This window comes from Pseudomonas sp. PS01300 (genome assembly GCF_029960155.1).
GTDB classification, from domain to species: Bacteria; Pseudomonadota; Gammaproteobacteria; order Pseudomonadales; family Pseudomonadaceae; genus Aquipseudomonas; species Aquipseudomonas palmensis.
On the sequence record NZ_JASCPN010000025.1, the window covers coordinates 53,051 to 67,007 of the forward strand.

General features: G+C 65.7%; 12 protein-coding genes. 2 read left to right on the forward strand and 10 right to left on the reverse strand.

The features are described 5' to 3' along the window. Window positions 1-58 precede the first annotated feature (58 nt). The 7 genes from QMX96_RS14200 to QMX96_RS14230 form a co-directional block, all read right to left on the reverse strand. Window positions 59-241 carry a hypothetical protein gene (locus QMX96_RS14200; protein WP_282361937.1) on the reverse strand — a complete coding sequence of 61 codons (183 nt, stop codon included), beginning with the start codon at window positions 239-241 and terminating at the stop codon, window positions 59-61. Then, window positions 228-1,331, reverse strand: a complete 1,104-nt coding sequence (locus QMX96_RS14205; RefSeq protein ID WP_282361938.1) for a PepSY-associated TM helix domain-containing protein — start codon at window positions 1,329-1,331, stop codon at window positions 228-230. The genes QMX96_RS14200 and QMX96_RS14205 overlap by 14 nt, the downstream gene beginning before the upstream one ends. Before the next feature lie 8 nt (window positions 1,332-1,339). Then, entirely contained in the window at window positions 1,340-3,775 is a 2,436-nt protein-coding gene (locus QMX96_RS14210) for a TonB-dependent siderophore receptor (RefSeq protein ID WP_282361939.1), read from the reverse strand. A 144-nt stretch (window positions 3,776-3,919) separates the two neighbouring features. Beyond that, window positions 3,920-4,888, reverse strand: coding sequence for a FecR family protein (locus QMX96_RS14215; RefSeq protein ID WP_282361940.1), 969 nt, complete (start codon window positions 4,886-4,888; stop codon window positions 3,920-3,922). Beyond that, window positions 4,885-5,403 carry an RNA polymerase sigma factor gene (locus QMX96_RS14220; protein ID WP_043863668.1) on the reverse strand — a complete coding sequence of 173 codons (519 nt, stop codon included), beginning with the start codon at window positions 5,401-5,403 and terminating at the stop codon, window positions 4,885-4,887. Before QMX96_RS14220 ends, QMX96_RS14215 begins: the two co-directional genes overlap by 4 nt. A gap of 107 nt (window positions 5,404-5,510) precedes the next feature. Further along, window positions 5,511-6,221, reverse strand: a complete 711-nt coding sequence (locus tag QMX96_RS14225) for a 3'-5' exonuclease (protein WP_282361944.1) — start codon at window positions 6,219-6,221, stop codon at window positions 5,511-5,513. Between the two features lie 10 nt (window positions 6,222-6,231). Continuing rightward, window positions 6,232-8,166: a DUF294 nucleotidyltransferase-like domain-containing protein gene (locus QMX96_RS14230; protein ID WP_282361945.1), complete on the reverse strand. Its 1,935-nt coding sequence runs from the start codon at window positions 8,164-8,166 to the stop codon at window positions 6,232-6,234. Between the two features lie 202 nt (window positions 8,167-8,368). Between QMX96_RS14230 and QMX96_RS14235 the strand changes: the two genes are divergently transcribed. Next, entirely contained in the window at window positions 8,369-8,821 is a 453-nt protein-coding gene (locus QMX96_RS14235; protein WP_054915983.1) for a response regulator, read from the forward strand. 54 nt (window positions 8,822-8,875) lie between these two features. Here the strand turns inward: QMX96_RS14235 and QMX96_RS14240 are convergent, their stop codons facing one another. Continuing rightward, on the reverse strand, window positions 8,876-11,053 hold the full coding sequence (locus QMX96_RS14240; RefSeq protein ID WP_043863672.1) for a malate synthase G: 2,178 nt from the start codon (window positions 11,051-11,053) through the stop codon (window positions 8,876-8,878). A gap of 302 nt (window positions 11,054-11,355) precedes the next feature. On the opposite strand from QMX96_RS14240, the gene QMX96_RS14245 reads away from it, so the two are divergent. Further along, window positions 11,356-11,880 carry an ACT domain-containing protein gene (locus QMX96_RS14245; protein ID WP_043863673.1) on the forward strand — a complete coding sequence of 175 codons (525 nt, stop codon included), beginning with the start codon at window positions 11,356-11,358 and terminating at the stop codon, window positions 11,878-11,880. A gap of 15 nt (window positions 11,881-11,895) precedes the next feature. Here QMX96_RS14245 and rarD read toward each other — a convergent pair whose 3' ends face one another. Both rarD and QMX96_RS14255 read right to left on the reverse strand, forming a co-directional pair. Continuing rightward, window positions 11,896-12,783, reverse strand: coding sequence for an EamA family transporter RarD (gene rarD / locus QMX96_RS14250; protein WP_054915981.1), 888 nt, complete (start codon window positions 12,781-12,783; stop codon window positions 11,896-11,898). A 63-nt stretch (window positions 12,784-12,846) separates the two neighbouring features. Further along, a complete protein-coding gene (locus tag QMX96_RS14255; RefSeq protein WP_088514285.1) occupies window positions 12,847-13,821 on the reverse strand; it encodes a serine/threonine protein kinase in 975 nt (324 codons plus the stop codon). Window positions 13,822-13,957 lie beyond the last annotated feature (136 nt).

Here is a 13,957-nt window from a genome sequence, read left to right on the forward strand (position 1 = left end):
GCCGGTGTGCGGTAGTCTTTTAGAGTGGCATTGCCCATTTGCCGGCTTGCCAGCGAGGCTATTTCGAGGCCGGCCACAAGCCCCACAGGCTGTAACCCGCCGGCAGCGCCAGCCCCACCCACGCCAGCACATCCCACGGGCCATCCCCCAGCAGCGCCGCGAACAGCCCCACTGCGCCCAGCAGGGCAATCAGGCCCGGCATGCCGAACACCTTCCAGAACCTCGATTCACGCTTCATCACGTCGCCTGCGTACACACCACAAATACACGCCGCTGCCGAGCACGATGATCGTCAGCACATCCAGCAGCGCCCATAGAATCTGCATCGGCCGGCCGCCGTAGTCGCCAAAGTGCAGCGGCTGCGACAGGCCCATCGCGTCCATGTACCACGGCCGCTCGCCAATCGCCGTCACCTGCAGGGTGCTGGCATCGATCAGTACCGGGGTCAGCAGGTGAGCGGTCAGGTGGGTGCTGCCCTTCATGAACACCGCATAGTGGTGCTCGCTGGAAAAGCGCGTGCCGGGGAAGGCGATGAAGTCCGGCTGCATGCCCGGCGCCGCCTCGGCGGCAATGTCCAGCAGACGGCTGGCCGGGGCCAGTGCGGTCAGCGGCGGTGCATCGCGGTACGGTGCGATCATCGCGCTGAGGCTGTCGTTGCGCCAGGCGGCGATGACCAGGTCGGACAGCGCGCTGATCACCCCGGTCACGCCCACCACCAGCGCCCAGGTCAGGGTCACGATGCCGATCAGGTTGTGCAGGTCGAGCCAGCGCAGGCGCCGCGATTTGTCGTGGCGTACCGTGGCGAACTTCAGCCTGCGCATGAATGGCGCGTACAGCACCACCCCGGAGATGATCGCCACCACGAACAGCAGGCCCATGAAGGCCAGCAGCAGCTTGCCCGGCAAGCCGGCGAACATGTCCACATGCAGGCGCAGCATGGTCAGCATGAAGCCGCCGTTGGCCGAGGGCATCTCCACCACCTCGCCAGTACGCCCGTCGAGCATGAAGGTGTGCGACGAGTTGGGCTCGGTACCGGCGGTGGCGGCCATGATTGCGATCACGCCGTTGCTGTCGTCCTCGTCCCAGCCGAAGTACTGCATCACCTCCCCCGGGCGATGGGCCTGGGCCTTGAGCACCAGGGCCTGCAGGTCGAGTCTGGGTGTGTCGGCCGGCATTACCTTGAGCTCGGGCGCATCGCCCAGCAGGTGGTCGATCTCGTGGTGGAAGATCAGCGGCAGCCCGGTCAGCGCCAGCAACAGCAGAAACAGCGTGCACACCAGGCTGCTCCAGGTATGCACCCACGACCAGCGACGTATGGTTTGGCTCTTCATCGTTGGCCCTAGAACGTGTAGTTCACGCTGGCGACCACGTTGCGCTGGTCGCCGTAGTAGCACCAGAACCCGTCGCAGTTGGCCAGGTAGTCCTTGTTGAACAGGTTCTTGGCTTCCACCGCCACGCTCAGCCCCTTCATGCTGCTGTCCAGGCGACCCAGGTCGTAGTGCACGGCAGCGTCGTACACGGTGTAGGAGCCTACATGCGCCACCTCGGTGTTGGCGGTGTTGCCGTAGGTATCGCCGACATAGCGAACCCCGGCGCCCATGCCGAAGCCGTCCAGCGGGCCGGCGTGCCAGGTGTAGTCGGCCCACAGGGTGGCCTGGTTGCGCGGGATCAGCGCCATGCGGTTGCCGACTTCGCCAGGCACGCCCTTGCGGATCTCGGTATCGGTGTAGGTGTAGGAGCCGACCAGTTTGAGGTTGTCGGTGATGGCGCTGGTGGCTTCCAGCTCGATGCCGCGCACCTGCAATTCACCGACACTGCGAGAGATGCTGCCTTCGGTGACCTTCACGTTGCTCTGGCGCAGGTCGTAGGCGGCTGCGGTCAGCAGGGTGTTGCTGCCCACCGGCTGGAACTTGACGCCCACTTCGTACTGGCGGCCTTCGGTGGGCTTGAACGACTGTGCTGCATCCACGTTGGCGCCGGTGGTCGGCTGGAACGACTCGGTGTAGGACAGGTACGGGGTGAGGCCGTTGTCGAACACGTAGCTCAGGCCCACGTTGCCGGTGAAGGCCTTGTCGCGCTGGGTGCTGGTGGCGTCGCCCTTGTTGTGGAAGGTGGTGCCGGTGTGAATCCAGTCCTCACGCCCGCCCAGGGTCAGGCGCCAGTTGTCCAGGGCGATCTGGTCCTGCACGTAGACGCCGGTCTGGCGGGTTTTCTGGCCGTAGTCCTGCAGCGCGAAATAGTTCACGTTGGACATGTCGGCGCCATACACCGGCCGGATCACGCTGATTGGCGGCACGTTGATACCGCTGATGTTGCCGTTGGCGTCGTAGTTGTACGAGCCGCCATACAGCCACTGGTAGTTGGTGTTGGAGCGCTGATGGTCCAGGCCCAGCAGCAGGGTGTGCTCCAGCGCGCCGGTGCTGAAGTTGGCCTGCAGGTTGTTGTCGACGGCGAACTGGCTGATGTCTTCGTTGACGATCCCGGCCTCGCGGTTGACCGTGCCGTCGGGTTCTACGGTATTGAAGGTGGCCACGTTGACCGCGCGGAACGACAGGTCGCTCTTGGTGTAGCGCAGGTTCTGGCGCAGCTGCCATACGTCGTCGAGGCGGTGCTCGAAGGCGTAGCCCAGGGCGTAGTAGGTGCGGTCGTAGAAGTCCCAGCCCGGCTCACCGAGGTTCTTGTGATGGGAAATCTTCGCCCCGGCAGGCGAGGCCAGCCGGGTGCCCTGCAAGGGCAGGAACTGCCCGGTGATGCCGGTATCGTCGCGGGTGAACTGCGAGATGAAGGTCAGGCTGGTGTCGTCGTCGACGTTCCAGGTCAGGCTGGGGGCGAGGTTGTAGCGCTTGTCGGGAATATGGTCGACCGGTGCGTTGCTGTCGCGTACCACGCCGCTGACGCGGTACAGAAACTGGCCGGCGTCGTCGATCTTGCCGGTGCTGTCGAAGTTGATCTGCCGGTGTTCGTTGCTGCCGACCTGGGCTTCGATCTGGTGCGCGCTTTCGGCCTGCGGGCGTCGGCTGAGCATGTCGAGCATGCCGCCGGGCGGGGTCTGGCCATACACCGAAGAGGCCGGGCCGCGCAGTACGGTGATGCGTTCCAGGTTCCAGGGTTCGACCTTGGGGTTGGCGAACGAACCCTTGGGCAGCGGCAGGCCGTCGAGAAACTGGGTGGGGTCGAAGCCGCGCACGCGCAGCCAGTCGGCGCGCGAGTCCGAGCCATAGCCGCTGCTTTGCACGCCCGCGGTGTAACGCAGCGCGTCGTTGAGGTTGAGCACCTGGCGCTGGTCGAGCTGTTCGCGGGTGATCACCGACATCGAGCGTGGCGCCTCGACGATCGGAGTGTCGGTCTTGGTGCCGGCGGCGGTGCGGGTGGCGACGTAGCCGGTGGCCGGGCCCCAGGCGCTCTCGTAGTCGCCGGCGGCGTTGATGCTGGTTTCCGGCAGGGCCAGGCTGCCTTCGGGGGCGGCGATCAGGCTGTAGGTGCCGGCGCTGCTCTGCTGCAGTTGCAGGCCGGTGCCGCGCAGGGCGGCCTGCAGGGCGCCGAGGCCGTCGTACTGGCCGCTGACCGGCGCCGAGGTGCGTCCGCTGGCCAGGCTCGGGTCCAGGGTCAGGGCAATGCCGGCCTGGCTGGCGATCAGGTTGAGGGTGGTCGACAACGGCCCGGCGGGCAGGCTGTAGCTGCGCGCGGCGCTCGATTCGGCGGCGATGGCGGCGGTGCTGGTCAGGGCCAGGGTCAGCAGGCAATGACGCAACAGCTTTTCAAGGGGACGGGACATGCAGCGGTTCCTCGGCGCAATAGTGCTAACTAGCTTCCATGCCGAGTGAAAAGGGAAAAGTGTCAGGGGGTGGGTAAAAAATAATGTTGAGGCCTTCGCCGGCAACGCCCGCTCCTGCAGGAGGGCGTTGCAGGCGAAGGCGTTTTACGGGGTCTCGCCCTTGGCCACGATCGTCACCCACCATGGCGTGCGCTTTTGCACCTGCACCGGCAAGGTCGGCAGCAGCGACTGCAGCGCAAGGTCGGTATCGTGCAGCGGGAAGCTGCCGGTAATGCGCAACCCGGCCACCTCCGGCGACACCCCCAGGTAGCCGCTGCGGTAACGCCCCAGCTCCTGCACCAGCGCATCCAGGCGCACGTTGTCGACCACCAGCATGCCGTGGGTCCAGGCGTCGGCGCCCAGGGCCAGCGGATCGATGCTGCCCAGCTGGTCGTGACTCATCATCACCTGCTGGCCTTCGCGCACGATCTGCTCGTCGCCGCTGTCCTGCGGCTTGGCTGCCACCGCCGACTGCAACACGCTCAGGCGCGTGCCCTGGTCTTCCAGGCGCACCAGGAAGCGTGTGCCCAGTGCACGCAGGCGCCCGTCGGCCGTGGCGACGATGAACGGACGGTCATCCTTGTGCCCGGTCTCGATGGAAATCTCGCCTTCGCGCAGCACGATCAGGCGCTGCTGGCCATCGAAGCGAACATCCACCGCCGAATGGGTGTTGAGGCTGAGCAGGGTGCCGTCCTCCAGGCGCAGGCTGCGCTGCTCGCCGGTGGCCGTGCGCTGGTCGGCCAGCCAGTAGTCCAGGCTCTGGTGGGTACTCAGCCAGCCGAGCAGGCCGCCCACCAGCAGGATGCTGGCCAGCCCGCTGCCCAGCTTGCGCACGCGCTGGCGCAGGCCGGCCCGGGTTTCGCCCAGGGCCTTGCGCGCCGGGCCGGCCGCTGCGGCGAAGCGCTGGTTGAGCATGCCCAGCTGCATGCAGGCCCGCGCATGTTCTTCGTCTGCCGCGTGCCAGCGCTCGAAATCGGCACGCTCCTCGGCGCTGCCCGCATCCAGGCACAGCTGCCAGGCGATGGCGGCATCAAGCACCTTGGCCGATACCGGCCTGCTACTGAAGCCGTTCATGTCGGCTCGCCGTACAGCGCCACATAGCACTGGCGCATGCCCTGGGCCAGGTACTGGCGCACCCGCGACACCGACACGCCCAGGCGCTCGGCGATCTCGGCATGGCCCATGCCGTCGAGGCGGTTGTACAGGAACGCGGCGCGCGCCTTGCTCGACAGCTTGCCCAGCAGGCGGTCGATGGCCTTGAGGTCTTCGAGGATCAGGTGCTGTTCTTCCGGTGACGGCTGCTCGGCTTCGGGGATCAGCATCAGTTCGGCGAGGTACGCCTGCTCCAGTGCCGCCCGGCGAAAGTGGTCGAACAGCAGGCCGCGCGCCACCGCGGCCAGGAACGCCCGCGGCTCGCGTGGTGCGGGCAGCTGCTCGCGCCCGAGCAGGCGCACGAAGGTGTCCTGGCTCAGGTCTTCGGCGCGCTCGGCACAGGCGACGTTGCGCCGCAGCCAGCCCAGCAGCCAGCCGCGATGGTCACGGTACAGCGCACCAACCAGCTCACCGTGTGGGCTTTGCACTGACGACAAGGTGTTCCCCGGAATAGATGCGTTAACTAACGAGAATTATTCGCGATTGTGTCAGAGCCGCTGGCACTGTGCAATTAACGCTCATCGGATGACGTATCCGGGGCTGGTCAGAAGCCGTGGCTGTGTTGCCGTCGCCGGCGCCAGCCTAGCAGGCGATGCTCCAGCAGCAGCGGGCTGTCGATGTGCTGGCGTCGCGCCTGGCTGAACAGGATCAGTGCCAGTTCGGCAGTGACCTGTGCATCGGCGCTGGCGTGGTGGCGTTCACCGGCCTGCAGGCCGAAGTGTGCGGTCCAGTCGTCGAGCCCGGCGTCGCGCAACACCACGTCGGGGTTGAGCAGCGGGGCCAGCTCGGCCACGTCGATGAACGGGTGCTGCAGGCGGTAGCCCAGGCTGTCCTTCAGGGCGCGGCTGAGCATGCGCTGGTCGAAGCCGGCGTGAAACGCCAGCAGCGGGCTGTCGCCGATGAACGCCATGAGGTCGAGCAGTGCATCGGCCGGCACGCAGCCGGCGGCAATCGCACTGGGCCCCAGGCCATGGATCAGCACGCTGGGGCCCGGCTTGTGGTCATGCCGGTGCAGGGTGCGCTCGAACTGCTGGCTGAAGTCGATGGCGCCGTCCTCGATCACCACCGCGCCAATCGACAGCACCTGGTCGCGGTTCAGGTTCAGGCCGGTGGTTTCCAGGTCCAGCACCACCCAGCGCTGGGCGCGCAGGGTGTGGTCCTGCAGCGGGGCGGGGCCGGGCAGTTGGGCCAGACGCTGCTGCTGGGCGGCGTCCAGTGCGGGTTGGCTGGGGCGCAGCCAGGCGAACAGGCTCATGACAGGTCGCTCATAGTTGGTAGCGCAGGGCCAGGCTGCTTTGCAGACGCTGGGCCTGGCGCAGCGATTCGCGCAGGATGCGCCGGTCCAGGTCGTTGAGGCTGTCGGGGTCGACGCGGTTGGAGTAGGGCAGGTTCTGGCGGGTCTGCAACTGGTGCTGCTGCATGCGGGTCTGCTGGATGAAGTGGTAGGCCTCTTCATAGGCGCCGCCATCGAGCGGGTCGATCACTTCCTTGCCTACCAGCTGGCGCAGGCGCTCCAGGGTGTTGTTGGCGTGCACGCCATTGGCCAGCGCCAGCAGGCGCGCGCCGTCGACGAAGGGCGTGAGGCCCTGCACCTTGAGGTCGAGGGTGGCGGCCTTGTCGTTGCCGCTGCGGGTCAGCACGAACTCGCGAAAGCGCCCCACGGGCGGGCGCTGGCGCAGTGCGTTGGCGGCCATCATGCGCTGGAACAGGCGGTTGTCGGCGACCTGGTCGAGGATGCCCTGGCGCAGTTGTTCGCACGCCTGTTCGTCGCCCCACACCACGCGCAGGTCGAAATAGATGCTCGAGGCCAGCAGGTTCTCGGGGGTGGCTTCGCGGATGAACGCGGCAAAGCGCCGTGCCCACTCGGCCCTCGACAGACACAGCTCGGGGTTGCCGGCCATGATGTTGCCCTTGCACAGGGTGAAGCCGCACTGCGCCAGGCCCTGGTTGATGTGATGCGCCAGCGGCAGCAGGCGGGCGCGAATTTCGGCAGCCTGGGCCGCGTCGCGTGCCTCGAACAGGATGCCGTTGTCCTGGTCGGTGTGCAGGGTCTGTTCGCGGCGGCCTTCGCTGCCGAAGCACAGCCAGCTGAACGGCACGCCGGGGTCGCCCTTGTCCTGGATCGCCAGTTCGATCACCCGGCACACGGTGTGGTCGTTGAGCAGGGTGATGATGTGGGTGATCTGGGTGGACGAGGCGCCATGGGCGAGCATGCGCTCGACCAGCTGGCCGATCTCGCCGCGCAGCGACACCAGGTTCTCGACCCGCGCGGCGTGACGGATGGTGCGCGCCAGGTGTACCAGGTCGACCCGCTGCAGCGAGAACAGGTCGCGCTCGGAGACCACCCCGCACAGGCGTTGGTCCTGCACCAGGCACACGTGGGCGATATGGCGCTCGGTCATCGCGATGGCGGCGTCGAAGGCGCTGGCCTGGGGGCTGAGGTAGAAAGGCGCGGCGGTCATGTGCGCGGCGATCGACGCGGCGAAGTCGGCACTGGCATCGGCCACCACCTGGCGCAGGTCGCGCAGGGTGAAGATGCCGACCGGTGCGCGCTGCTCGTCGACGATCACGATGCTGCCCACCTGCTGCTCGTGCATCAGGCGTACGGCCTCGCGTACGGGCGTATCTGGGGCGCAGGTGACCGGATGACGCATGGCCAGCTCACCCAGGCGGGTGTTGAGCGAATACTGGTTGCCGAGGGTTTCAACCGCGCGGCGCTGGACTTGCTGGTTGACCTGGTCGAGCAGGCTGCTGACGCCCCGCAGGGCAAAATCCCGAAACACTTCTGAGAGTGCGAATAGACGGATGAACGCCGCCTTGTTCAGTTGCAGGCAGAAGGTGTCTTCGGCGGCCAGGTGTTCGGTACGGGTGGCGCGCTCGCCCAGCAGGGCGGCCAGCGGGAAGCACTCGCCTCCGGTGATCTCGAAGGTGGTCTCGGTGCCGGTGGCGGCATGGTTGCGCTCGCCCACCACGCGTCCCTGCTTGACGATGTAGAAGTGCTCGACGGGTCCGTCGGCAGGCTTGATGATGCTCTCACCGCTGGCGTAGAAGCGCAGCTGGCATTGTTCCACCAGGTACGCCAGGTGGGCGTTTTCCATCTGGTTGAAGGGAGGAAAGCGTTGCAGGAACTGCATGGTGCCGTGAATATTCTGCAGTACTGCGGTTTTGCCGGCCTGGTCGAAGGCGTCCATCTTGCTCATGAGCTTTACCGCATCTGTGCGTCGGCGCCGAGGGCCGAGCATTTGTTTTTATCGTGCTGCATGGTCGGCCGCGGGGTGCGCAGTGCCCATTGGACGTTTGTCTAAAGTGGGTAAGCGTCAATTATCCGACGAAAGGCGGGTTGCGGCACATGCGTTTGCGGTCTGAACTTGATTCAACGGATATTTTTACGATGGAACAGCCATGCCCGAAGCCGACGACATACTGAGCGAAGCCGAGCGCAAGGCGCTGGCGAGCGTGACTGCGCGCGGGACCGCGCTGCCCAAGGTGCTGATCGTCGAAGACGACAAAGGGTCGCGCGAAGCGCTGGCGAGTTACTTGAAGGCCCATGGCATTCGTTGCCTTGCCGCAGAAAACACCACGGTGGCGTTCGACTACCTCAAGCGCGAACCCAGAATCGGGCTGCTGATTACCGACCTGCGCATGCAGCCGGTGGGGGGCATCGAGTTCATCGAGCAGATTCGTGAGTCGGACCAGGCCGCGTTGCCGATCATCATCGTGTCGGGCGATGCCAAGGTGCAGGACGCGATTGCGGCAATGCACCTGAGCGTGGTCGACTTTCTGCTCAAGCCGCTCGACCAGGAGAAGCTGGAAAAGCTGGTGAAGCTGGTGAGGCATGAGCTGGGCATCGGCTGAACCCCTTCGCTGGCTTGCCAGCGAAGGGGTGCGTCAGGCAGCGCTGTAACCAGCTTACAGCCCGTTGCGCGCCTTGAACTCGCGACGACGGCGATGCAGTACCGGCTCGGTATAACCGTTCGGCTGCTTCGCACCCTCGATCACCAGCTCGACCGCCGCCTGGAAGGCGATGTTGCTGTCGAAGTCCGGTGCCATCGGGCGGTACAGCGGGTCGTTGGCGTTCTGCTTGTCGACCACCGGCGCCATGCGCTTGAGGCCTTCGATCACCTGCGCCTCGCTGATGATGCCGTGACGCAGCCAGTTGGCCAGCAACTGCGCGGAAATCCGCAGGGTGGCGCGGTCTTCCATCAGGCCCACATCGTTGATGTCCGGCACTTTCGAGCAACCCACGCCCTGGTCGATCCAGCGCACTACATAGCCAAGAATGCCCTGGGCATTGTTGTCCAGTTCGTTGCGGATCTCTTCGTCCGACCAGTTGGTGTCGGTGGCCAGCGGAATGGTCAGGATATCGTCGACCGAGGCCGGCGCACGCTTGGCAAGCTCCGCCTGGCGGGCGAACACGTCGACCTTGTGGTAGTGCAGCGCGTGCAGCGCGGCGGCGGTCGGCGACGGCACCCAGGCGGTGTTGGCACCGGCCAGTGGGTGGGCGATCTTCTGCTCGAGCATGTCGGCCATCAGATCAGGCATGGCCCACATGCCCTTGCCGATCTGCGCGCGGCCCTGCAGGCCGGTGGCAAGGCCCACGTCGACGTTGTTGTTCTCGTAGGCACCGATCCACTTCTGGGTTTTCATGGCGCCCTTGCGCACCACGGCGCCCGCTTCCATGGAGGTGTGGATCTCGTCGCCGGTACGGTCGAGGAAGCCGGTGTTGATGAACACCACGCGCTCGCTGGCGGCCTGGATGCAAGCCTTGAGGTTGACCGTGGTACGGCGCTCCTCGTCCATGATGCCGACCTTCAGGGTGTTGCGCTTGAGGCCCAGCACGTCTTCGACGCGGCCGAACAGCTCGTTGGTGAAGGCGGCTTCTTCAGGGCCGTGCATCTTCGGCTTGACGATGTACACCGAGCCGGTACGGCTGTTCTTGCGGGTGGTGTTGCCGTTGAGGTTGTGCACCGCAGCCAGGTTGGTGACCAGCGCATCGAGGATGCCTTCGGGCACTTCGTTGCCATCCTTGTCGAGGATCGCGTCGATGGTCATCAGGTGACCGACGTTGCGCACGAACAGCAGCGAACGGCCATGCAGGCTCAGCGAGCCGCCATTGGGCGCGGTGTACTCGCGGTCCGGGTTCATGGTGCGGGTGAAGGTCTGGCCGGCCTTGCTCACGCTTTCGGCCAGGTCGCCCTTCATCAGGCCCAGCCAGTTGCGGTAGATCACCACCTTGTCGTCGGCATCCACCGCGGCCACGGAGTCTTCGCAGTCCATGATGGTGGTCAGGGCGGCTTCCATCAGCACGTCCTTGACTCCGGCGGCGTCGGTCTGGCCGACCGGGGTGCTGGCATCGATCTGGATCTCGAAGTGCAGGCCGTTGTTTTTCAGCAGCACGGCGACAGGGGCCGTGGCATCGCCCTGGTAGCCGACCAGTTGCGCGTCGTCGCGCAGGCCGCTGTTGCTGCCACCCTTGAGGGTGACCACCAGCTTGCCATCGGCAATGCTGTAGCGGGTGGCATCGACGTGGGAGCCGGCCGCCAGTGGCGCAGACTCGTCGAGGAAGGCGCGGGCGAAGGCGATGACCTTGTCGCCGCGTACCTTGTTGTAGCCCTTGCCCTTCTCGGCGCCACCGGCTTCGCTGATGGCGTCGGTGCCGTACAGCGCGTCGTACAGCGAGCCCCAGCGGGCGTTGGAGGCGTTGAGGGCGAAGCGTGCGTTCATCACCGGCACTACCAGCTGCGGGCCGGCCATGCGAGCGATCTCGTCATCGACATTCTGGGTGGAGGCCTGGAAGTCCGCCGCTTCTGGCAGCAGGTAGCCGATCTCCTGGAGGAAGGCCTTGTAAGCCGGAGCATCGTGGGCCTGGCCCTTGCGCGCCTGGTGCCAGGCGTCGATCTGCGCCTGCAGGGTGTCACGCTTGGCCAGCAGGGCTTTGTTCTTTGGAGCGAGGTCGTTGATGATCTTCTCTGCCCCGATCCAGAACTGCTCGGCGTTGACGCCGGTTCCGGGAATGGCTTCGTTGTTCACGAAGTCGAACAGGACTTTGGCGACCTGAAGGCCACCGACTTGAACGTGTTCAGTCATTGCTTGCCTCACTCTGCTCAGCTATTCAGCTCTTGTTTCAACATTTTTGTAGTGCGCGTCGCGGCATACTACATGAAGCGCTGCGCTTGGGAAAATCAGACTAAATACGCCGTTTTGCGACCATTTGGTCGCAAAACGTCGTTCTGGGAGCGGGCATGTTCTCAAAAATCGAGTGAATTGTTCCAGATAAATCTAAAAACAGTACACGATTTGTTGTTCGAGCCCGCTGCGGCAGGTTGCCGCGCCTTGCCTATACTTGATCGGCGCCCCCGGTATTCGGGGGCTGGAGAGAGGACTGGCGCGTGGATCATCTTGTCTTGACCGTGATTGCCCCTGACCGCGCCGGCCAGGTGGAGCGGGTGGCCGAATGCATCGCCGAGCATAACGGCAACTGGCTGGAGAGTCGCATGTCGCGCATGGCAGGGCAATTCGCCGGCATCCTGCGCGTCGCGGTACCGGCCGAATCCTATGACGAACTGGTGGAGGCGTTGCAGGCGCTGGGCAAGCACGGGATTCGCGTGCTGATCGCCGAAAGCGGCATCGAGCCGTCGTGCACCTGGAAGCCGATCGCGATGGAGCTGGTGGGCAACGATCGCCCTGGCATCGTGCGCGACATCACCCGGCTGCTGGCCGAACAGGGGGTGAACCTGGAGCGCTTCAGTACCGACGTGCGGCCCGCGCCGATGAGCAGCGAGCCGCTGTTTCACGCCGATGCGCTGCTGGCCCTGCCGCTGACGCTGTCGCTGGATGACCTGCAACAGCGCCTGGAGGCCCTGGCCGACGACCTGATGGTGGAGCTCAAGCTGCGCCCCGAAGAGTCGGCGTAGGGGGTGGCGTAGCGCTCAGGTGCGCCGGCGAATGCTCAGCCAGGCATCCACGCTGTACAGTGCCAGGCCGGCCCAGATGAACATGAATGCCACCAGGGTGCTGCTCGACAGATGTTCGTCGAACAGCAGCACCGCCTGCAGCAGCACCAGGGTCGGCGCCAGGTACTGCAGAAAGCCCAGGGTGGTGTAGGGCAGATGCCGCGCGGCGGCGTTGAAACACACCAGCGGTATCAGCGTGACGGGCCCGGCGGCGGCCAGCCACAGCGCGTCGCTGGTGCTGTAGAAGCTGGCCTGGGCGCTGTGGGCCATGGGGTTGAGCAGCAGCCAGCCGATGGCCAGCGGTACCAGCATCCAGGTTTCCACCACCAGCCCCGGCAATGCCGCCACTGGCGCCTGCTTGCGGATCAGCCCGTAGAAGCCGAAGCTCAGCGCCAGTACCAGCGACACCCATGGCAGGCTGCCCACCTGCCACACCTGCTGCGCCACCCCCACTGCCGCCAGGCCTACCGCCACCCACTGCAGGCGGCGCAGACGCTCGCCCAGCAGCAACATGCCCAGCAGCACGTTGACCAGCGGGTTGATGTAGTAACCCAGGCTCGCCTCGAGCATGCGCCCGTTGTTCACCGACCACACATAGGTCAGCCAGTTGCCCGCGATCAGCGATCCGCTCAGGGCCAGGATTGCCAGGCGCCGCGGGTTGTCGCGCAGTTCGCGCCACCAGCCCGGGTGCTTCCAGAACAGCAGCAGGATCGAGCCGAACAGGGCCGACCACAGCACCCGATGCACGATGATTTCCACGGCGGGCACGTTCTGCAGGGCTTTGAAATAGATGGGGAACAGGCCCCAGATGATGTAGGCGGTCAGGCCCAGTATGTACCCGCGGCGCGGGTTGGCGGCTTGCATGCTGATTCCTTGCTTAGGCAGCTATCTAAAACCCGGCTATTGTAGACAGACTGGCAGCAGGTTCTAGAACAATTTCAGCGGCTCTTCGGCCAGTGCGGCGGTCTGCTCACGCAGGGCCAGGACCTGGTCGCCCCAGTAGCGTTCGCTGCCAAACCACGGGAAGCTGCGCGGGAACGCCGGGTCGTCCCAGCGGCGCGCCAGCCAGGCGCTGTAGTGCAGCTGGCGCAGGGCGCGCAGCGGTTCGATCAGGGCCAGTTCGCGGGGGTCGAAATCATGGAACTCGTTGTAGCCATCCATCAGTTCGGCCAGCTGGCCCAGGCGCTCGTGACGATCGCCGGCGAGCATCATCCACAGGTCCTGCACGGCGGGGCCCATGCGGCAGTCGTCCAGGTCGACGATGTGGAACACCTCGTCGCGGCACATCATGTTGCCGGGGTGGCAGTCGCCGTGCAGGCGGATGCTCTTGTACGGGGTGCGGGCGTAGGCGTCCTCCACGCGCTTGAGCAGGTCGCGGGCCACCGACTCGTAGGCCGGCAGCAGGCTGCGCGGCACGAAGTTGCCTTCGAGCAGGGTGGCGAGGGAGGCGTGACCGAAGTTGGCCACGCCCAGCGCTTCACGGTGTTCGAACGGGCGCGTGGCGCCGACCGCGTGCAGGCGACCGAGCAACTGGCCGAGGCGGTACAGCTGGTCGAGGTTGCCCGGCTCCGGCGCGCGGCCGCCACGGCGCGGGAACAGTGTGAAGCGAAAGCCTGCATGCTCGAACAGGCTCTGGCCGTTGTGCACCAGCGGGGCGACCACGGGGACTTCGCAGTCGGCCAGTTCGGCGGTGAAGGCGTGCTCCTCGAGAATCGCCGCGTTGCTCCAGCGGCCGGGGCGATAGAATTTGGCGATCAGCGGTTCGGCGTCTTCGATGCCCACCTGGTAGACACGGTTCTCGTAGCTGTTGAGTGCCAGAACACGAGCGTCGCTGAGAAAGCCGATGCTTTCGACAGCGTCCAGGACCAGGTCGGGGGTAAGGGTATCGAAGGGGTGTGACATGGGAACTCCTGCAGCGCGACGGGTGGCCGGGCGTATGAGAGCCATGGTACAGCACCCCGGGGACGCTGCATGCCCCATCGCGGGTCAAGCCCGCTCCCACAAGGAAATCGCTGAACCTGTGGGAGCGGGCTTGACC